The organism is Billgrantia pellis (genome assembly GCF_008297955.1).
Taxonomy (GTDB): Bacteria; Pseudomonadota; Gammaproteobacteria; order Pseudomonadales; family Halomonadaceae; genus Halomonas; species Halomonas pellis.
Genome location: NZ_VTPY01000003.1, coordinates 486,980 through 507,562 on the forward strand (window position 1 = coordinate 486,980; position 20,583 = coordinate 507,562).

At 60.9% G+C, this 20,583-nt stretch carries 19 protein-coding genes and 1 riboswitch; of the genes, 8 read left to right on the forward strand and 11 right to left on the reverse strand.

Annotated features, from left to right (window positions below):
* Window positions 1–43: 43 nt before the first annotated feature.
* The 5 genes from F0A17_RS08080 to F0A17_RS08100 form a co-directional block, all read right to left on the reverse strand.
* Window positions 44–1,177: a 5-(carboxyamino)imidazole ribonucleotide synthase gene (locus F0A17_RS08080; protein ID WP_149327835.1), complete on the reverse strand. Its 1,134-nt coding sequence runs from the start codon at window positions 1,175–1,177 to the stop codon at window positions 44–46.
* 25 nt (window positions 1,178–1,202) lie between these two features.
* Complete coding sequence (purE, locus tag F0A17_RS08085; RefSeq protein ID WP_149327836.1) at window positions 1,203–1,712, reverse strand: 5-(carboxyamino)imidazole ribonucleotide mutase; 510 nt, start codon at window positions 1,710–1,712, stop codon at window positions 1,203–1,205.
* Between the two features lie 150 nt (window positions 1,713–1,862).
* Window positions 1,863–3,884 (reverse strand): TRAP transporter permease, encoded by a 2,022-nt coding sequence (locus F0A17_RS08090; protein WP_149327837.1) that lies wholly within the window; start codon window positions 3,882–3,884, stop codon window positions 1,863–1,865.
* A gap of 11 nt (window positions 3,885–3,895) precedes the next feature.
* Window positions 3,896–4,459 carry a DUF1850 domain-containing protein gene (locus F0A17_RS08095; protein ID WP_187774649.1) on the reverse strand — a complete coding sequence of 188 codons (564 nt, stop codon included), beginning with the start codon at window positions 4,457–4,459 and terminating at the stop codon, window positions 3,896–3,898.
* 85 nt (window positions 4,460–4,544) lie between these two features.
* A complete protein-coding gene (locus tag F0A17_RS08100; protein WP_149327838.1) occupies window positions 4,545–5,504 on the reverse strand; it encodes a TAXI family TRAP transporter solute-binding subunit in 960 nt (319 codons plus the stop codon).
* 430 nt (window positions 5,505–5,934) lie between these two features.
* Between F0A17_RS08100 and F0A17_RS08105 the strand changes: the two genes are divergently transcribed.
* Window positions 5,935–6,216: an XRE family transcriptional regulator gene (locus tag F0A17_RS08105; RefSeq protein WP_149327839.1), complete on the forward strand. Its 282-nt coding sequence runs from the start codon at window positions 5,935–5,937 to the stop codon at window positions 6,214–6,216.
* Between the two features lie 87 nt (window positions 6,217–6,303).
* Here F0A17_RS08105 and F0A17_RS08110 read toward each other — a convergent pair whose 3' ends face one another.
* From F0A17_RS08110 to F0A17_RS08125, 4 genes are all read right to left on the reverse strand, one after another.
* Entirely contained in the window at window positions 6,304–6,492 is a 189-nt protein-coding gene (locus F0A17_RS08110; RefSeq protein ID WP_149327840.1) for a hypothetical protein, read from the reverse strand.
* Window positions 6,493–6,594: 102 nt separating this feature from the next.
* Entirely contained in the window at window positions 6,595–8,280 is a 1,686-nt protein-coding gene (ilvD, locus tag F0A17_RS08115; RefSeq protein ID WP_149327841.1) for a dihydroxy-acid dehydratase, read from the reverse strand.
* Window positions 8,281–8,413: 133 nt separating this feature from the next.
* Complete coding sequence (locus tag F0A17_RS08120) at window positions 8,414–9,856, reverse strand: APC family permease (protein ID WP_149327842.1); 1,443 nt, start codon at window positions 9,854–9,856, stop codon at window positions 8,414–8,416.
* Between the two features lie 263 nt (window positions 9,857–10,119).
* Window positions 10,120–11,508 carry a sodium:solute symporter family transporter gene (locus F0A17_RS08125; protein WP_149327843.1) on the reverse strand — a complete coding sequence of 463 codons (1,389 nt, stop codon included), beginning with the start codon at window positions 11,506–11,508 and terminating at the stop codon, window positions 10,120–10,122.
* Window positions 11,498–11,605, reverse strand: a riboswitch (TPP riboswitch). (Overlaps the previous gene by 11 nt.)
* Window positions 11,606–11,718: 113 nt before the next feature.
* On the opposite strand from F0A17_RS08125, the gene F0A17_RS08130 reads away from it, so the two are divergent.
* Window positions 11,719–12,429 (forward strand): hypothetical protein, encoded by a 711-nt coding sequence (locus F0A17_RS08130; protein ID WP_149327844.1) that lies wholly within the window; start codon window positions 11,719–11,721, stop codon window positions 12,427–12,429.
* Here F0A17_RS08130 and F0A17_RS08135 read toward each other — a convergent pair.
* Window positions 12,336–12,983, reverse strand: coding sequence for a peroxidase-related enzyme (locus tag F0A17_RS08135; protein WP_187774650.1), 648 nt, complete (start codon window positions 12,981–12,983; stop codon window positions 12,336–12,338). The two genes, F0A17_RS08130 and F0A17_RS08135, sit on opposite strands and share 94 nt — an antisense overlap.
* 457 nt (window positions 12,984–13,440) lie before the next feature.
* Here F0A17_RS08135 and F0A17_RS08140 point away from each other — a divergent pair, with 457 nt between their 5' ends.
* From F0A17_RS08140 to F0A17_RS08150, 3 genes are read left to right on the forward strand one after another with little or no spacing between them, the layout of a single operon-like run.
* Window positions 13,441–14,472, forward strand: coding sequence for a TRAP transporter substrate-binding protein (locus tag F0A17_RS08140; RefSeq protein WP_149327846.1), 1,032 nt, complete (start codon window positions 13,441–13,443; stop codon window positions 14,470–14,472).
* A complete protein-coding gene (locus F0A17_RS08145) occupies window positions 14,469–14,975 on the forward strand; it encodes a TRAP transporter small permease (RefSeq protein WP_149327847.1) in 507 nt (168 codons plus the stop codon). The genes F0A17_RS08140 and F0A17_RS08145 overlap by 4 nt, the downstream gene beginning before the upstream one ends.
* A gap of 18 nt (window positions 14,976–14,993) precedes the next feature.
* Window positions 14,994–16,298 (forward strand): TRAP transporter large permease, encoded by a 1,305-nt coding sequence (locus tag F0A17_RS08150; RefSeq protein ID WP_149327848.1) that lies wholly within the window; start codon window positions 14,994–14,996, stop codon window positions 16,296–16,298.
* Window positions 16,299–16,365: 67 nt separating this feature from the next.
* On the opposite strand, the gene F0A17_RS08155 is transcribed toward F0A17_RS08150, so the two are convergent.
* Window positions 16,366–17,412 (reverse strand): GlxA family transcriptional regulator, encoded by a 1,047-nt coding sequence (locus F0A17_RS08155; protein WP_149327849.1) that lies wholly within the window; start codon window positions 17,410–17,412, stop codon window positions 16,366–16,368.
* Between the two features lie 182 nt (window positions 17,413–17,594).
* Between F0A17_RS08155 and dctP the strand changes: the two genes are divergently transcribed.
* The 3 genes from dctP to F0A17_RS08170 are packed head-to-tail and all read left to right on the forward strand — an operon-like array spanning window position 17,595 to window position 20,470.
* Window positions 17,595–18,617, forward strand: a complete 1,023-nt coding sequence (dctP, locus tag F0A17_RS08160) for a TRAP transporter substrate-binding protein DctP (protein WP_149327850.1) — start codon at window positions 17,595–17,597, stop codon at window positions 18,615–18,617.
* 18 nt (window positions 18,618–18,635) lie between these two features.
* Complete coding sequence (locus F0A17_RS08165) at window positions 18,636–19,181, forward strand: TRAP transporter small permease (protein WP_228716842.1); 546 nt, start codon at window positions 18,636–18,638, stop codon at window positions 19,179–19,181.
* The gene (locus F0A17_RS08170; RefSeq protein ID WP_149327851.1) at window positions 19,181–20,470 is read left to right on the forward strand and encodes a TRAP transporter large permease; all 1,290 of its coding nucleotides are present in this window, start codon (window positions 19,181–19,183) and stop codon (window positions 20,468–20,470) included. The genes F0A17_RS08165 and F0A17_RS08170 overlap by 1 nt, the downstream gene beginning before the upstream one ends.
* The last annotated feature ends 113 nt before the right edge of the window (window positions 20,471–20,583 follow it).

Here is a 20,583-nt window from a genome sequence, read left to right on the forward strand (position 1 = left end):
CCGCCAATGGCGGGGTCCGTTGAGCGGTCTTGCGTCGGCCGACTCAGTTGTCCTGGCGGAACGTGTTCTCGAAGCTGAAGCGCGGCTCCGGTGCTTCGGGCAGCAGTCCGGCGCAGGCGCGCACCTTCTCGAGCAATTCCTCGTGGCTTCCCGCCAGCAGGTTGACGTGAGCGAGCTTACGCCCGGGCCGCTCTCTCTTGTCGTAGCGGTGCAGGTGGGCGTCCTCAATGGCGAGTATCGCCATTGGGTCGCCCTCGTGGCCGATCACGTTGACCATGCAGGTGGGCATGCGCGCCGAGGTATCGCCCAGCGGCAGGCCCTGGATCGCGCGCAGGTGGTTCTCGAACTGACTGGTCACGGCGCCATCCATGGTCCAATGGCCGGAGTTGTGCACGCGTGGCGCCATCTCGTTGGCCAACAGCCTGCCATCGCGGGTCTGAAACAACTCCAGGGTCAGCACGCCGACGTAGTCGAGCTCATCGAGCAGCGCACGAATATAGCCGTCGGCGGTTTGCTGTACCGCCTCATCGAGGTCGGGCAAAGGGGCCAGCGAGTAGCGCAGGATGCCGTCGACGTGAAGATTCTCGGCCATAGGATAGAACGCCACCTCGCCATCGCGTCCGCGCACGGCGATGATCGATACCTCGCGCACGAAGTCGACGAAGGCCTCGACGATCAGCCGGGGGTGGTTGATGCTGCGCCAGGCCTCGGTGGCCTCGGCGGGGTCGCGCAGCACCGCCTGGCCCTTGCCGTCGTAACCCTCCGTGACCGACTTGGCCACCACCGGGCAGCCCAGTTCGTGGGCCGCCGTCTCCAAGGCCTCGGCGCTCTCCACCAGGCGGTAGGCCGGGGTGGGAATGCCCAGGCGATCGAACAGCGCCTTCTCTTCGGCGCGGTTCTGGCAGATGCGGATCGCCTCGCTCGAAGGATAGACCGGCTTCGCCTCCTCGATGGCCTGCACCAGCGATACCGGCAGATGCTCGAACTCGTAGGTGACCAGATCGACCTTGTCGAGAAACGCGGCGAGGTGCTTCTGGTCGGTGTCGATCATCACCTCACCGACCCCCGCGCTGGGGTGGCCGGTGGTATCGAGAAAGGTGAAGCGGTTAGCCAGCGGATAGCCGGCAAGGGCCAGCATGCGGCCAAGCTGGCCGGCACCGAGCACGCCGATATTCATGTCAGGCACCTCATTCGTCGCTCAATCAGGATTGGGGACGGGGATCGGGATTGTCGAGCACAGTCTGTGTCTGCTCGGTGCGGAAGGCCTCGACGGCGACACGTACCTTCTCGTCCTGCAGGCCGACGATCTGTGCCGCCAGAAGGCCGGCGTTGGTGGCGCCGGCCTTGCCGATGGCAAGCGTCCCCACGGCAATACCGCCCGGCATCTGCACGATCGAGAGCAGCGAATCGAGCCCCTTGAGCGCCTTTGACTCCACCGGTACGCCGAGCACCGGCAACGCGGTCTGCGAGGCCACCATGCCCGGCAGGTGGGCAGCCCCACCGGCGCCGGCCACGATCACCTGCAGGCCGCGCTCGGCGGCGGATTTGGCATAATCGAACAGTAGGTCCGGCGTGCGGTGGGCCGACACCACGCGGGTCTCGTACGATACGCCCAGGCGTTCGAGCATCGCCACCGCGTGCTCCATGACCGGCCAGTCGGACTTTGAACCCATGATCACGCCGACGCGCGGCGGCTGGTTGGAGGACTGCATGTACGGCTCCCGTAGTGACGCTGAAAGGCGGCGCGACAGACACGACGCGAAATCGAAGGGCAAGTATTCTAACGGCGCCCGCAGGCGCCGTCATCTTGACCAACCGGGCAGACGCCCGTCCCCTCCAGGAGGAGCGACCGCCGTTCGCGATCAGGCCTGGCCGGCGCCGGTGGCGCTTGTCTCGCGCCGGCTGGCCAGCCAGTTGCCGCCGATCGCCACGATCATCACGACCACACCGGCTGCCTCCACCAGCAGGCTGGGATAGAACACCGCCACGATGGCGGCGGAAATGGCGATGCGCGGCAGCCACGACATGCGCGTGAACAGGTAGCCCTCGAGCGCCGCGGCGAAGGCGCACAGCGCCAGGATCGCGATGACCGCATTCCAGGCCACGACCAACACCGGGCCGCCCATGATGAGCTCGGGGTTGTAGACCATGAACAGGGGAATCAGGTAAAGACCCTTGGCGAACTTCCACGCCTGTATGCCCGTTTCCATCGGCTTGCTGCCGGCGATCGCCGCCCCGGCGAAGCCGGCCAGGGCAATCGGCGGCGTGACGTTGGAGTCCTGCGAATACCAGAACACTACCAAGTGGGCGATCAACAACGGCACACCGAATTCGTTGGACAGCGCCGGCCCCACCAGCACAATCAGCACGATGTAACTCGCGGTGACCGGTAGCCCCATGCCCAGCACCAAGCTGGCGAGCAGCACCAGCAGCAGCGCCAGCAGCAGGTTGCCCCCCGAGAACGCCATCATCATTGAGGAGAACTTGAGCCCCAACCCGGTCAGGCCGACCACACCGACGATGATGCCGGCCACGGCGCAGGCCATGGAGACGGCCACGGCGTTGCGCGCGCCGAGTTCGAGCCCTTCGACCAGCTTTACCAAGCCGGCCCAGAGCACGCGGCGCACGCTCGCCAGCGTCACCTTCTGCCCTTGGCGCGGCGCAATGAACAGAAACCAGAACGTGTAGCGCAGCACCGCCACCGCCACCATGGTCACCACCGCGTAGAAGCCCACGCGCATCGGCGACATGTTCATCACCAGCAGCCATACCAGCACGGCCAGCGGCAACAGGAAGTGCCAGCCCTCGCGCATCACGTCGCGCATCTGGGGCAACTCGCTCCTGGCCATGCCCTGCATGCCTTGCTTGAGCGCGATGATGTGCACGAACAGGTAAACGGTGGCGAAATACATGATCGCCGGCAGGATGCTGACCTTGACCACATCCAGATAGGGCGTATTGGTGTATTCGGCGATCAGAAAGGCACCGGCGCCCATCAAGGGCGGCATGATCTGGCCGCCAGTGGAGGCAGCGGCCTCAATGCCACCGGCCTGGTGCGGCTTGTAGCCCAACCGCTTCATCAGCGGGATGGTGAAAGCGCCTGTGGTGACCACGTTGGCGATGGCGCTACCGGAAATCGACCCCATGCCTGCCGAGGCGAGAACCGCCGCCTTGGCCGGGCCGCCGCGCTGGCGACCGGTGGCGGCGTACGCCATGTCGATGAAGAACTTGCCGGCGCCGGTGCTCTCGAGGAAGGCACCGAACAGCACGAAGATGAAAATGTAGGTGGCCGCCACGCCCAGCGGCAGGCCGAAGATGCCCTCCTGCCCCAGGTAGAGTTGGCCCGCCACGCGATCCAGGCCGTAACCGCGATGGCTCATGATGCCCGGCATCCAGTCGGCCAGCCAGGGCAGCTCGCCGCGTGGCCCGGCGAAAGCATAGACGATGGCCAATGCCCCGATCACGGTCATGCCCAGGCCCACCGCGCGCCGACTCGCCTCCAACACCGTCAGCGTGGCGATGATGGCGACGCGAATATCGGTTTCGCTCCAGAAACCGGCACGGTTGATGATCTCGTCCAGATAGAGAACCAGGTAACCGCCGGTGATCACGGCACCGCAGAAGAAGGCGATATCGATCAGCCAGCCGATCACACCCCGCTTGCGGTGGGGGCCGAATACCGGGAACATGAGAAAAGCCAGCATCATGATCAGCGCCAGGTGAATACCGCGCTGATAGAAAAGGCCCAGCGGCTGGATTCCCGCCGAATAGAGCTGGAACAGAGACAGCCCCACCGCCACGATTGTGATCAGCCATAACACGAAACGCGACTGAATGGCTTGACTCCCGGGCATCGTCACGGGCGGGCTGTTGGATTCGTTCATCGGGCTCCTCGTCAGACGTCGTCAGGCTTGCTTAGGTCTTCAGGCTCGGATAAGGCTTCTGGCTTGCGTAGTTGCAGGGTGACGCGCTCGCCGGCAGCCAGCTCGCTCAGACTGACCCTGTGTTCGTTCCCTTCGGCCTGCCAAAGCAGGCGATGGTCGACGATTGGCGAACCGACCCGCAAGGTATAACGGTCTCCGGGGACGGGCTCGTCGATATCCTCGATCCAGTAACCGCCCTGTCCGTCGGAAACCTGTACGCCACGCCCCAGGGTATGCCCCAGGCCCGCAGCAAAATCGGGCTGATGGCTGCGTTCCAGCACCATCCGCCCCTCTTGATAGCGATAACAATCGAGCACCGGAAATTTCTTGACCGAGTGATTCCAACCCAGGCACCAACGCATGCCGGGCTCGAGAGGCACCTCGACCAAGGTCTCGTCCGCGGCATCGAGTACGGCCAGCGACGCACCGTCGTCGGCAGCCACCGCCCCCAGGCCCAGCCAGCCGACGAATCCCGACGCCAGCAGGCAACGCAGCCCGCCATTAAACGGGCAGCAACACGACGGCAGGGCGGACATCCTCGTCCACCCTGCCATGCACTTCCTTGCCAGACTCGACAGCGATGCGACTCTCATGCATCACATTCCTGGCCGCGGCGCCGCGTTACGGACGCAGCTTGTCGGGGATCTCGGCATCGACCTCTTCGTAGTAGCGGATCGCTCCGGGATGCAGCGGCACCGGCGTCGACTCCATGGTGAACTCGACGGTAGTGTCGTTGGCCGCCGGATGCACCGCGATCAGGTCATCGATGCGCTCGAAGAGCAACTTGGTCAGGTCGTAGGCCAGCTCCTCGTCCATGTCGGCGTTCACAACCAGCACGTTGGGGATACTGATGGTCTGTACCGGCTCGTCCATGCCATCGTACATGCCGGCCTTGAGCTCGTAGGCGGCGAACACCGGCTCCTCCTCCTGGGCGTTGGCGATCTCCTCGTCGGTGAGGCCGATCAGGCGGATGTCGCGGGTGGCGGCCAGGTTGAGGATCGAGCTGGTGGGCGGCCCCACGCTCCAGAAACCGGCGTCGATGTCGCCGTCGCGAATGGCGTCGGCGGTCTCGTTGAAGTTCAGGCGCTGCGGTGTGATGTCGTCATAGGTGATGCCATTGGCTTCCAGCAGCGCGCGAGCATTGAGCTCGGTACCGCTGCCTGGAGCACCGACGGAGACGCGCTTGCCCTTCAGGTCTTCCAGGGATTCGATATCGGAATCCGCCAGCACCACCAACTGCACGGCGTTGGGGTAGACCGACGCCAGCGCGCGGGTGTTCTCGATCTGGCGGCCTTCGAAATCGCCGCTGCCCTCATAGGCCTGCAGCGCGGTATCGGCCAGTACCAGGGCCAGGTCGGCGTCGCCGCGCATGATCAAGCCCATGTTCTCGACCGAAGCGCCGGTCACCTCGGCAGTGGCTTCGTAACCTTCGAGATGGTCGTTGATGATCTCGGCGAAACCGCCACCGATCGGGTAGTAGACACCACCAGTACCGCCAGTAGCGATGGAGAGCTGTTGGGCACTCGCCAGCGGGGCCACGGCCAACAGCGAAGCGGCTGCAGCGTATTTGAGAGCTCGCATGGATTTCCTCCGTCCTGAAACCGGATTGCTTGTGATTGTAGAAGTATCATGGCACACCGAGGCAGAGCCCGGGCACTTTCAAAAACTAGCACGCCCTCGCGTAGAGGGGCCACTCGATACTTTCTACGTTGTTGGAAATATTAGCAATTCCACAAAGGTCGGCAGCGGTACTCCCGCCTCGTGGGAACTCGATGTGCACCCTCTGTTCGGTCCCGGCGGGCGCTTGACCGAGCCGCCCTTGGGCGATGAGCCGCTGGCACCTGGAAGGAGGGATCGCCACGCTACGCGAACGCTTCCCGGCCGCTCGCGCCGCGGCCGGGAGCGCCTGGTCGCGGCAATCGCGACAAGACGAAAAAGACGACATACGACACTGGCAAAAATGCCGAAATGCCCCCATAGTGTGTGTGTCGCAATCGCCCACTGGAGCATCATGAGTACGGCACGTCATACCCCCAGCGCGGAACTCCTCGACCCCCCGCGAAGATGCCCTGACCTCGACGTCAGGGACCTGGAAAAACGTACACGCCTCATGCGTATCGTCACACGGCTGATCGCCGTATCCGACCTAGGCTGCCGTGAGATCGCTCGCCGCGCCGGGCTACCGGCGCAAAAGATCAGCGATCTGTTGGCAGGACGCCTAGAGCACCTCTCTATCGATGAGCTACGCCTCGTCTATCGCAGCATCGATCCGGATGGCGCCTTGAATTACTGAATGCGCTTCGGCATGCATGAATCCCGACCGCAGACGCCTCGTCCATGGACGAGGCGTCTGTTTGTGTCCGGTCGATAGCCGTCTCCTTCACTCCTCGCGCTGTTCGTACTCTTCCGCCGCCCTGATGGCCTCGACCTCCGTCTCGTGCTCGGAAACGACGATTTCGTTGTCGGGGTCCGTCTCGTCGATCACATGCCAACCGGTGACCGGCAGGTTGATGTCCTCGGCATCACGAATCGGCTCGACTCGGGCTTGCTTGGGTCCGCTCTTGGGCATGTTGCCTCCTTGCCGTTGCCTTCAGCTACGAATGACGCGTTCACGTCGCGCCCCCTCAACCTAGCCAAGACCCCGGGCATTGCCAAACGCGCCGTGACTCCGTCATTCCATGAGATCGGTGACGGCGCCGGTACTGGCCGAACTCACCGTGCGAGCGTACTTCGCCAGCACGCCGCGCGCATAGCGCGGCGGTGGGCGGCGCCAGGCGGCGCGCCGGCGCATCAGTTCCTCGTCCGTGAGTTCGACCTCGAGGGTATCGGCCTCGGCATCGATGGTGATGAGATCGCCATCCTGTACCAAGGCCAGCGGCCCGCCGTCGTAGGCTTCGGGCGAGACATGCCCGACCACGAAGCCATGGCTGCCGCCGGAGAAGCGGCCGTCGGTGATCAGCGCCACGTCGTTGCCTAGCCCGCGCCCCATGATCGCCGAGGTGGGCGTGAGCATCTCGCGCATGCCAGGGCCTCCCCGGGGCCCCTCGTAGCGGATCACCACCACGTCGCCGTCCACCACGCTGCCGTCGTTGATGCGCGCCTGCGCTTCCTCCTCGGAGCCGAACACCCGTGCCGTGCCGGAGAAGCGCGTGCCCTCCTTGCCGGTGATTTTGGCCACTGCCCCGTCCGGCGCCAGATTGCCGTAGAGAATGCGCAGGTGACTTTCGGCCTTGAGAGGCCTGTCCAAGGGAGACACGATGTTCTGATCCAGCGGGTAATCGTCGACCCCGGCCAGGTTCTCGGCTAGCGTTCTGCCGGTGACCGTCAGGCAATCGCCGTGCAAGAGCCCCGCGTTGAGCAGCCGCTTCATCAACGGCTGGATGCCGCCGATCGCCACCAACTCGCTCATCATGTAACGTCCGCTGGGTCGCAGGTCGGCCACCACCGGCACGCGGCGCCCGATGGCGGTAAAGTCCCCCAGTCCGAGCTCGACACCGACGGTGCTGGCCATGGCGATGAGATGCAACACCGCGTTGGTGGACCCACCCAGGGCGATCGCCACGGTGATGGCATTCTCGAACGCCTCGCGAGTCATGATGTCGCTGGGCTTGATGTCGCGTTCGAGCAATTCGAGCACTGCGGCCCCTGCCGCCTCGCAATCGGCGCGTTTGGCCTGCGATACGGCCTCCTGGGCCGAGCTTCCCGGCAGGCTCATGCCCAGTGCCTCGATGGCCGAGGCCATGGTGTTGGCGGTGTACATACCGCCGCAGGAACCGGGCCCGGGAATCGCCGTCTCCTCTATCTGCTTCAGTTCGATCAGGTCCATGTCGCCACGCGAGTGGGCACCCATGGCTTCGAACACCGAGACGATGTCGGTATGATTGCGTCCCGGCTGAATGGTGCCGCCATAGACGAATACGCTCGGCCGGTTCAGCCGTGCCAGGCCCATCACACAGCCCGGCATGTTCTTGTCGCAGCCACCGATGGCCACCAAGCCGTCGAAACCCTCGCAACCGGCCACCGTCTCGATGGAATCGGCGATCACTTCACGCGAAACCAGCGAGTACTTCATGCCCTCGGTGCCGTTGGCGATACCGTCCGAGATGGTGATGGTATTGAAGACCACCCCCTTGCCGCCGGCGCCATCGGCTCCGTCGCGCGCCCGTTCGGCGAGTTCATGGATATGGCTGTTGCAGGGCGTGACCATGCTCCAGGTGGAAGCGATGCCCACCTGGGGCTTGGTGAAGTCCTCATCGGAAAAGCCCACCGCGCGCAGCATGGCGCGGCTGGCCGACTTGCCCACGCCATCCACCACCGGGGCGGAATGACGGCGGCGCGGATCCGAGGTATCGCTCATGGGGCGGTCTCCGTTTCGATCGGGTGATCTACAGAGGGTGGCCGTCCGCAGGCGCGGTGGCAAATGCGCATGTCGCCCGCAAGGCACGGTCGATAGCGACGCGGGCCTTGCGGGATCGTCAGCGGCTGTACCGTCAGCGCCCCGGGTAGGGATCCGCGCCGGCCAGCTCGCGCATCATCATTCGATCGCTGTAAGCGGTACCGTAGCGCTTTCTCGACCAAGCGTAGAGCGCCAGGCCGATCAGCATCCAGCCGGCGAACATCAACCACTCCACCGGCGCCAGGGCAGAGGGGCTGCCGGGCATGTACAAAGCGATGAGACCCAGCGAGAGCAGGATCGACAGGCTGCCCACCAGCTTGCCATGACGCACCCGGAACGGGCGCGGCATCTCCGGGGCACGACGACGCAGCACCACGAACGAAACCGCGACGAACAGATAGGCGATGACGATGCCGAGGCCGCCGGCCACCACCAGCCAGACCAGGGCCGGGCGGCCAAAGAACGGCGCGATAGAGGAGAGAACGCCCATCACCAGGATGGCGTTGGTGGGGGTGCGATGCCTGGGATGCAGCTTGCCCAGCCAGGCCGGCAGCATGCCGGAGTGCGCCAGCGCATAGATCGCACGCGATCCGCCCACGTAAAAGGCGTTCCAACTGGTAACGATACCGGCGATGCCGGCCAGAATCATCAAGTTGCCCGCCCATGGCGCCTGGAAGACGGCCTGCATGGCATCCGGCACGGCCAGGGAACTGGCAGCCAACTGCCCGGGATTCAGCATCAGCGCCGTGCCGAGGATAATGAGCGAATACCAGAATACCGCCATGATCACCGAGATCATCAGCACGCGGCCTATCTCGCGAAACGGCAGGTTGATCTCCTCGGCCGCCTGGGGAATGACATCGAACCCCACGAACATGAAGGGCACCATGATGATCACCATCATGATGCCGCCCACGACGCCCTGCTCGACGGAGAACAGCGGCTCCATGGTCGCGGCATTGCCCTGAAAGAGCGCGCCGGTGATGAACATGATGCCCACCACCAGGATCAGCAGGGTTACCAGCTTCTGCACCAGTGCCGCGGTGCGAATACCGACGTAGTTCACCCACATCATCAACACCGAACCGGCCACGCCGACGGCTACCCAGGTCGCCTGCACATCCCAATCGGCAATGGTCCACAGATGCCCTACGGCATAACCGGGGAAGAGATGCTCAACGACAGTCGGGAGCGCCACGGCCTCGAAGGCCACCACGCTGACATAGCCCAGGGTAATCGCCCAGGTGCACAGGAAAGAGGCGAAGTGCCCCAGGGCGCGATAGCTGTAGACGTGCTCCCCTCCCACCTGGGGCATGGCGGAAGCGAGCTCGGCATAGGTGAGGCCCACCAGCACGATGATTAAACCGCCAATCAGAAAGGCCGTGATCGCGCCCAGGCTTCCGGCGGACTGGATCCAGCTGCCGGTCAGCACGATCCACCCCCAGCCGATCATGGCGCCGAAGGCCAACGCCAGCACATCCTTGCGGGCCAGCACACGAGCCAGCTGGCCCGACTCTGTCGCGGTTTCCCGGGTCATATCGTCCTCACGATTTGTCCTTGTCGAGTGTTAAATATTTACCTCACGATTAACAAAATAATCAACGAAACCGCCACAATCCGCGACGATCTTTTAGCAGAATAGACCTTGGTCGGAGCAATGGTTGGCCTAGGTTGTGAGACTCATACCCAACGAAATGCCCAGCGGTGAGCTGGCGCGCAGTGGATGACCTTGCCGATCGCGAACGGCGGAAGAGCGAACTTAGCGCCGTAGCGACCGGGCGATCCGACCCAGAAGTCGACTCACACCGTGCGGGCGCGCTTGTGTGGCGCTGCCGTGGCCACGGCCAGGCTCACCAGGGTCGAGACGACGAGCGCCCCGAGGAAGGGCGGCAGCGTGGGAACGCTGCCCGGGAAGCTCGCCGCCAGTACGCCGGCCGCCAGGCTACCCTGAATCATCCAGCCCGGCAGCACGGCACCAAGCATGCCGGCCATGCCACCCGCCACCGCGGCCACGGGTGTCATGCGCCGCCAGAGGCCCAGCAATACCGGCACCACGATGGCGGCACACAGCAGATCGGCGATCAGGAACAGCCGCAACACCGAAAGCCCCTGCAGGGCTACGATCACCACCGGCACCATCAGGGCCACGGTCACCCGTCGTGCCGCCCCGATGGAAAGCCCACGCCGACCGGACCCCGCTACCGCCAATGATGCGATGCCGTTCTGCAGGGTATCGACGCTGGACGCCACCAGCGTGACCGCCAGCACCAGCGCCGGCAGTGCCAGCCAGCCCGGCGCCTCGGTCAGCAGCGCGAAGAAGGGAATGGGCGGCTCGCCCAGCGCCAGTCCGCTCATGGCCGCCAGGATGCCCAACCCACCCACCGCGACAACGCCCCCTACCGTGGCGAGGCCGCCCAGCCAGGCGCCGCGGCACAGCGCTCGCTCGTCGCGCGCCGCCCAGACCCGCTGCCAGTAGCCTTGGTGAAAGAGGTTGGCGGCGGTCACCGCAATGACCAGCGTCAGTGCCACGCCCAACGCATCGCCGGCAGCAATCGAGGGGAATGTCGCCTCGGCGGGCATCAAGGGCAGACGCGCAAGCGCCACGCCACCCACCAGCAGCAACAGGGCGATCATCAACCACGCCTGCCAGCGATCGGTGGCAAGGCTGGCACGCAGGCCACCGACAGCCGTGTAGAGCAACGTGGTAACGGCCACGCCGACCACCACCAGCGCCGGCGGTACCCCTGAGAGCATGGCGGTGATGGCACCGATGGCGGTCAGCTCCGCAGCCAGGAAGCAGGCCATATAGAGTATCGAGACCAATGCCACCCAGCGCCGCACGCCGGCCCCATAGCATGCCTCGGCGAACTCGCCGATGCTGCGGCCCTCCGGCAGATGGCGACGTATCGCCGGTCCGTAGAATCCCAGTACGATGAACGGTAGTGCCGATCCGATGGCGTAGCCCGCCAGGGCCACGGGGCCGGCGAAGGCGCCGATCTCGGGCGGCGCGAAGAGAATCCACGCGCCCATGCCCGAGGCCAGGAACGACAGGCCCAAGGTTGCCGCCGTTTGAGAGTTTCGGGCGGTCACGTAGTCGTCGAGGGGACCATCGGCCCGGCGGGCCCGCAGGCCCAGGAGAGCAAAACAGAGCAGCGCCGCGCCAAGCACGGCTGAGGTCAGGTAGGGCATGTCGCACTTCCTCCGCCGGTATGAACCGGATCAGGTCCAGGGTCGGCGCATTGCGCCCTCTCAGCCTCGCCGCGACAAGACTCCCCTGGCGACAGTGAATGAGTGGCAATCGAGCGCGTAGGAAATTCAGCCAAGCCGATATGACCTCGCATCCCCGGGAATGTTATAACAGCGGCATAACCAGAACGACTACCCTCGCAGGGAACCATCATGCCGTTTACCGAAGCCAAGGAACATGCCCCCGGGCGGCTGCATGCCATCTTCGCCGACCCCTACACCGCTTTCGACAACCTGGCCGCCGAACGCCAGCTGCATTTGCGCGTCGCGCTGCAGGCGCTGGTATACCAGCCCATGGCAAACGATCGACTTGCGCTGCGGGTAATACACGGCTGGGAGAACGGCGGCTTCGAGCCCGTCGACTTGGCGCACCGGGACCACCGTATCGCCTCGTTGGCCGACCTCGACCGGGTCCGCGACGGCTACCGTCAAGCGCTGGAGCGGGCCGCCCCTCTCCCCCAGGATGATGGCACGCTGCTGGCTCGCCCACTGGCCGAGGCCATCGCTGCCGCCGAGGCCCGAGGACAAGCGCTCGACGAGGCAACCCGCACCATTCCGGCGCGCTGGCCGGCCTTCGATGGGGGTCTTATTCTCTACACCTTCTTCAAGGTCTATCACCGCCTCACCTACGGCGAGGACGACAGCTACCGCTCGATCCAGTGCGAAACCGCTGAAGGTTCTCGCGAAATTCACGAATTTCATCTCGAGGAAGGCGAGTTCGCCGTGGTCTGTCCCACAGACAAGGCATCCGGCAACAGCGTCCTGACCCTTCACGTCAGCCAGTTGGAGCCGGTGCTGATGCTGCTGGAGAATTGCCGAGACTCGCTAGTGGGCGTCTCCCGCGGCACCCTTCCCATCAGGTAGAACTCCTCGTTGGGAGGCGTGCCGGTGAGTGTGACCAGGCGGTTGGAAAGGCCGAAGAAGGCGGCGATGGCGCCGATGTCCCAGATGTCGTCCTGGGTGAAGCCAACTTCGATCAGGCGAGCCTGCCATTCATCGGTGAGTTCTCCCACTTCCAGGCCGCAGTAAAGGGCGAAGTCGAGCATCACACGATGACGCTCGTCGATCGGCGCGGTGCGGTGGTTGATGGCGACCTGATCGGCCAGCAGCGGGTTCTTGCTGTAGATGCGCACCAGCGCGCCATGGGCCACCACGCAATAGAGGCAGCGGTTGCGCGCACTGGTGGCGACGACGATCATTTCCTTCTCGGCCTTGGTCAGCGTATCGGACTCGCGCTCCATCAGCGCATCGTGATAGGCAAAGAAAGCACGAAATTCGCCCGGCCGATGCGCCAGCATTAAAAAGACGTTGGGTACGAACCCAGCCTTCTCCTGCACGGCGAGAATGGCCTCGCGAATATCGTCAGGCAGGTCAAGGATCGACTCGGGAACGGGAAAGCGGCTGATCGAAACTGTCATGGCGTTCTCCAGGGACATTGTCGTTCTTGTCGCCGTACAGTTAACGTCAACGTCGTACCTCTGTCCATGCGACCTCCGTCACGCTCCAGCCGCAGGGAACACGTGACCACGCGTTTACGACTCTCCTTCTTGAACGACCATGCGATCCTCCAGGAAAAACGGCCATTCAACTGGCCATACCGGCCAGCATCCCGCGAGCGCACCGCCTCCAAGGTCGTGACCTTACGATGCCACCGCTGTAGCCGGGATGCATGTCGCTGCGCTGCGCGAAGCGGGGCCGCCGGGCGCCAAGGTGACGATGTTAGCTCAGTGAGAGGGTAAGCCTATTTGGAGTCGCAGGGAGCAGGAGCCGCCTGCCTGGTCGTCGCAATTGACATCCAGGAGGACGCAAATGGGCAGTCGTGGGCAAGGAGAAATATGGGACTGCTAAATAGCTAACAATAACCGGAGTCTCTCAATGTCCGTTACCAATCTCGCCTCAGCAGTGCACTTCACTCATTCACGGCTGTCATTGCCCGGAATCGGCCTTGTCTTGTGCCTTGGCATCGCGGCCTCCGCTCAAGCGGCCACACGCCTGGATTTTTCCAACGAATACAACGCTAACTCCATTCACGCCCAGGGGGATGCCTATTTCATCGAACAGGTCAGGGAGCTCACCGACGGTGAAGTCGACATCACGCTGCATACCGGCGGCGCATTGGGATTCAAGTCCGGCGACCATTTTTACGCCGTGGCCGATAACGCCGTACAGATTGCCGATACCCTGTCGGGTACCATGAGCGGTATCGACCCCATCTTCCTGCTTTCCTCCCTTCCCTTCCTGGTGGATGGCGTCGACGAAGCCCGCCAACTCTACGAGATCGCACGCCCCTACTACGACGAGGTGTTCGAGGATAACGACCAGGTTCTGCTCTACGCCTCGCCTTGGCCGGCCAGCGGCATCTGGTCGCGTGAAGCCGTCACTTCCAGCGAAAGCCTCCAGAACCTGAAGATCCGCACCTTCGACCGCAACGGCACCGAAACCCTACGCAATGCCGGTGCGGCCCCGGTCAGCCTGTCCTGGGCAGACGTGGTTCCGCAGTTGGCCACTGGTGGCATCAACGCTGTGCTGACCTCCGCCGAGGCCGGCGCCAATGCCAGCTTCTGGGAGCACCAGCAGCACTTCAGTGGCATCCAGTACGCCATCCCGTTGAACATGGTGCACATGAATCGCAATGCCTTCGAATCCCTCTCATCGGATCAGCAGGAAGCCCTGCGTGAAGCTGCCCGCCGTACGGATGAACACAACTGGCAAGCGGTACGCGAACGAACCGTGAGCAACTACGGCACGCTCGAAGAGAATGGCGTGTCGATCCACGACCCCGTCTCAGCGGACTTCCAACAAGCGCTGTCCGAGGCCGCGAGCCCAGTCATCAGCGGCTGGCAGGATGACATGGGCGAGCGCGGTCAGGAAATCCTCGAAACCTTCCACAATGGACAGACACCATGATCGGCTGGCTGGCCACCCTGTCGCGAGGCTTGAACCGCCTCGCGGCAGGGGTCGCGATTCTGCTGATCCTGTACATGTTCGGGCACATCATCCTCGAAATCGTGTTGCGGCTGTTCGGTCACTCGACATTCATCCTCGATGAATACATCGGCTATGCCGTTGCTGCCATGACCTTCCTCGGCCTGCCCTATGTCCTGGAGAAGAACGGGCTGATCCGCGTCGCACTGGTTCTAGACCGCTTGCCCGGGAAATGGCACTGGCCGCTGGAACTGCTTATTGCCGTCACCAGCTTCGCGGCTTTCGGCTGGCTATCGCTGTTCTGGTGGCAGAACGTGGTTCGCAGTTATCAGCGCGGCATCACCAGCGACACCCTGGCCGAAACACCGCTATGGGTTCCCGAAGGCATCGTGCTGCTCGGCCTGTGGCTGCTGTGCTTCACGCTGGTAGTCCGCAGCCTCCAGCTCGTCACAAAACGTTCGCGCCATACCCACCCGGCACAATAAGAATGAGGATCATCGACTATGGACATGGTATGGATCGCCATTGGCGTGGCGGCACTGTTGATCACGGTGCTGGCCATGGGCACCTGGGTCTTCGCCGCCCTGGTGATCGCCGCCATGGGTTCGCTGTGGTGGCTGGGAGGTTTCGAGCTTGATCGGATCGGACTGATCTTCTCGCGGATTCTCTACCGAGCAGGAAACAGTTGGGAGCTTTCCGCCATTCCGCTCTTCATCCTGATGGGCGAGCTGATCTTCCGCTCCAACGTCTCCGAACGGCTGTTCAAGGGGCTGACCCCACTCACGCGCCCCTTACCAGGTGGCGTGCTGCACACCAATGTGTTCGGCTGCGCGCTGTTTGCCGCCGTCAGTGGATCCAGCGCCGCCACCACAGCGACCATCGGCAAGATTACCTCTCGAGAACTCGCCAACCGCGGTTACGATCGCGACCTCTCGATCGGTTCACTGGCCGGAGCGGGCAGCCTGGGCCTGTTGATCCCCCCCTCCATCGTGATGATTGTCTATGGCGTCCAGGCCGAGGTCTCGATCAGCAAACTGTTCATGGCCGGTGTGATACCAGGCTTGCTGATCGCCCTGCTGTATAGCGGCTTCATCATTCTGCGCAGCATGCTGAAGCCGCACCTCGCTCCCCGGCAAACCGGAAGTGAGGTAGGAATCTGGCAAGCCTTGACGTTGTTGACCCCGGTGGTGGCCTTGATCACTATCGTCATCGGCTCGATCTATTCAGGAATCGCTACACCCTCGGAAGCCGCGGCTGTTGGCGTTGCCGCCACCCTGGGCTTGCTCGCCCTGGAGCGCCAACTCACTCTGCCCATGCTGCTCGATGCCCTCAAGGGCACCCTGATCAGCGCCACCATGGTCTGTAGCTTGCTGGTCACCGCCATGCTGCTCTCCACGGCCATGGGCTATTTGCACCTGCCTCGGGAGCTGGCCGCCTGGATCGCCGCGCAACAGTTCACGCCCATGGCCCTGCTCATGGCATTGGCGGTGTTCTATATCGTGCTGGGGCTGTTTCTCGACGGCATCTCGATCACCGTGATGAGCCTGCCTATCACCCTGCCCATCGTCATCCTGGCAGGCTTCGACCCACTGTGGTTCGGCGTTTTCCTGGTGATCATGGTGGAGCTTGGGCAGATCACCCCACCCGTCGGCTTCAACCTATTCGTGCTACAGGGCATGACCGGTGAGAACATTGGCCGGGTGGCCTGGGCCTCGGCCCCCTTCTTCTTACTAATGTGCCTCGCCGCAGCATTAATTAGCGTGTGGCCGCAAATCGCCTTATGGCTGCCCACATTACTTGCTAGTTAGATGTACCGCCATTGCACGGCTGGCCGTGCAATGGTCCTCTTTCTGCATGACTCAACCAATCAACGATTCATGCTGAGTTCTTATCCTCTTGATATACTTTACGAAAGCGACCAGCGGAGATATCAAACAACTGATGAAAACAACGTCGAAAATGAGAAATGCTGACAAAGCCCGTGGCAACGGCAATTTCGGCAATAGGCTTGTTTGTTTGCTGGAGAAGCTGCCGAGCATGCGTCAAGCGCAACTCCAGATAATACCTCGAAGGGCTGGCATCGACATGATGACAAAACAGCCTTTCAAGTTGACGTCTGGAAATACCCACGCACTCGCTAATCTCCATGATTGAAAGAGGTTCTTCAATGTTATTTCTCATTAACTGCAGAGAAATTTTCAAAGGTTCCGGCAAGGTAGGATTGCGGTCAATGCTGCAGACAGAAACATCGATAACTTCCGCCATTTTATCGCAACTTAAAACCTCCTCGATAGCGCTTACGAATTCTTCTCCGCAATCGTTTTTTACGATTTCAAGCATCATATTCAAGGAGCTACTGGCACCGGCACAGCTAACGCGATCCCGATCCAGCACAAAGCTACGATTGGATATCATCACATGAGGAAACTCTTCCATCATCAATGCCCGACCATCGGGATAGTAAGCGCACTCGTAGCCATCCAGCAGGCCCGCCTCAGCAAGAAAATAGGCTCCATTCCATAGACCGCCAAGCATCACGCCGGCGTTACCAGCGACTCTTAGCTTGGAACGTATGGCGGCACTGGTACGTGGCGGGACACGAAGGCCACCACAGAGGATAAGAATATCAAGCTGCTTCTCGTCGAGCTGCGATAGCTGGCAATCAACCGATATCTCGATTCCCAAATCGGAAAGTACCGTATCGCCGTCATTACCCACCACCAGGACTTCATAGATGGTAGACGGGCGCATCAGATTTGCGGTGACCAATGCATCAACCGCCCCAGTGAAAGCCATCATGGAGAAATTTTCCAACAGCAGAAAGGCCACCCGACGCACTTCCGAAGTCGCCTGAAAAGGGCCATTGCCTTCGATATATATCATGTTTTTGTTTTTCAGCAAGCTTGCGAAATGTGCCACCATCGCGCCTCCGCTTATGCCATTGGAATTGTGTTTATTCGAAGTTACTAACGACCATTTAGGCACCAGCGCCCGATTTCGTCACCCCATGTCGCTAGCCGGCATCATGATGTCGCAAATGGGCCCTTTTGGCAAGTAGGTTCTACAGCATGATAAAAACCCACTCCTAATGACAAAGGCGCAACATGATAAATCACAATAGCACAAAAATAGCATTTAAAGCATTATTGCTTGGTTTGATAGCCATTTCCGGGAATATACAGGCGAACACCGTAACTCTTAAATTCCATAGCGGTCTCTCACAATCCAGGCCAGAAGCTGAGCATATTGATAGATTCGCCAAACTAGTAGAAGAAAAATCCGAAGGCGAGCTAAAAATCGAAGTCTACCATGCTGGCGCTCTTGGCTTAAAAGAAGCCGACATCCTGCGGACCTTGCAACATGGCATGGTCGACATGGCACTGTTATATGGCGAGTATTATACACGTGATGCGCCCGCCCTAGCATCGGTTTATGCGCAGGGTGCGATTACCGAATCGGAACAGCACCTCGACATCCTCCCTGTTATCACAGAAATGTACGACGACGGATTTTCCCAATGGGATATCCAAACAGTTGGCGGTGTAGTAGCACCCATTTTTGATGTCGGCCTACATTGTAAAGAACCTGTCGACTCACTTGAAGATCTACAGGGAAAGAAAGTACGTGTTTGGTCACGACACCTAGTGGATACTTTTGATGCGTTGGGGATTTCTGCGCAAGTGATTCCCCAGAACGACATGTACATGGCATTACAAACAGGTGTCGTGGATTGCGCTTATTACCTCTCGACGGTGGCCAAAACCGTTTCGCTGCAGGAGGTCACAAAGTACGAATCCTACCTACATCCCTGGGCTGCCGCGCCATGGCTATTCGGCATCAGTGAGAAGACGTTGGGCCGGCTTGATGAGAATCAACGCCAGGCGCTCGAAGAGGCAGGACAGGAAGTCTGGGAAACGACACGCGAGCTAGCCGTTGATCCAGAGCGTGAAGCACTGGCACGGGAAGAGCGTGAATCTTTAGGAATCACAGTACTACAGCCTTTCTCCGCAGCAGATGTCGATACTTTCGTATCAGCGGCGTGGAGCGCTTGGCAAGCCATGGCCGAGAAATCCGGGGATGATGGCATTCGTTATTATAATACTGTGACGCAAGCACTCTCCCAATAATGACAAGGAGCCGGTCGATTGCCGGCTCCTTTCGCTTTTCCTGGGCAGGCAACCTTGATGATTAAAAAATTCAATTTCTTGATAGAGAGAACGGCATACGTAGTTTTTGTTCTTGGCGTGATTTGCGGGGCGCTCATGACGACGCTAATTTTCATCAGTACTCTGATGCGTTATCTTGGCGGCTACCCCCTTAGGTTTTCCGATGAGCTCGCGGGGCTGCTTTTCCTTTCATTAACTTTCTTATGCCTTCCACATGTACTCGACAAGGGCAGACATATCCGCATTGAAATACTTATGAATCTTGTACCTGCTCCGGCGGCACGAATCATGGACGCTGTTGGAACCCTCACGCTGATAGCCTTCTGTCTGATCTTCGCCATTGAAGCATGGAGTTTTATGGGCTTTTCATATGCCATCAACTCTCGGACTGATATCAGCAGTCTTCTCTTATGGCCCTGGATGGCGATCATGCCATTTTCCATGCTGCTATGTTTGCTCGTGCAATTACGGCATGGGATAAGCCAACCGCTCTCGGAAAAAAATCCAGCGGAGGATATACACTGATGAGCTGGCTATTACTCAGCGGAAGCCTAATCGTTTTCCTCGCGAGCGGTGCGATCCTTGGCGCAGCACTTGGTTTAACCGGCATTCTCCTGCTTCACTTCCAGGCCAACGGCGCCACACCACTCGCTATCAATGCCACATGGAACATGCTCACCGATTTCACGCTCAGCGCCGTTCCGCTGTTCATCTTCCTCGGCGAGGTTCTCCTAGCAAGCGGTGTATCCAAGCGGGTCTATAACGGCCTGACACCACTTTTCTCACGTATCCCCGGCCAACTTCTGCATACCAATATCGCAGTATGCACCCTCTTCGGTGCGGTCAGCGGTTCCAGCACATCAACCGCAGCAGCGATAGGCTCAGTCGGCTATCCCGAACTCAAGGGCCGTGGTTACAAGCCTAGCGTGGTGGTGGGCACCCTAGCGGCAGGAGGAACACTGGGACTGTTGATTCCACCCAGCCTGGCATTAATCATCTACGGCGCTACCCAGAACGTTTCTATCGGCAAACTCTTCATCGCCGGCATGTTACCGGGGCTACTGATAGCTGCTGCTTTCTCTGTATGGATCATGATCCGTTCACAAATCGGAGAGGCGGTAACGCCAGCATCGAACGAGAAAATAAACTGGAGCGAAATCCGACATGGAATGCTGGAAATCTGGCCGCTCCCCATTCTCATTTTTTTCGTCCTGGGGACAATTTATTTAGGGATCGCAACGCCTACCGAATCCGCCGCGCTTGGAGTGGTTGCGAGCATCGTACTAGGGATGACATGGGGCGATCTCACCTTGAAACGGCTGTGGCAAGCCTTCAAACATGCTTCGTTAATGTTTGCCGCCATTGGCATGATTCTCATAGGAACGGTGATTTTATCCCAGGCCGTAAGCCTGTTGGGTATACCGCGGGCTGCCGTTGATGCGATCGGAGGCTTCGGCCTGGGGCCCTACGGCATCCTGCTGATGATCGTCATTGTCTATATCGTTCTGGGATGCTTTTTCGACGGTATCTCGCTCTTGCTAATGACGCTTCCCATCACCTTCCCGATGGTCACCAGCCTGGGCTTCGACCCCATTTGGTTTGGTATCATCGTCACTCTGCTGATCGAGATCGGCATGATCACTCCACCAGTGGGTCTTAACCTATTCGTATTGTCGTCAATATCGAATAATGATGTCGACCTGACCGCCGCTGCGAAGGCATCCTTGCCCTACTGGATGATTCTCCTCGGGGCAGTAGGGATATTCACAGCCTTTCCAGAGATTATCCTTTGGGCAACGAATTTCCAAATTTAACGTAACAGATCGTAATTAGCAAAACCCTCCTCTGTACTCAACCCCGAAGTTGGTTACTAAGCCAATTCGGGGTCCCTTTGCATGCCCCTCTCGAGTCAGTTTCGCCTGCAGCG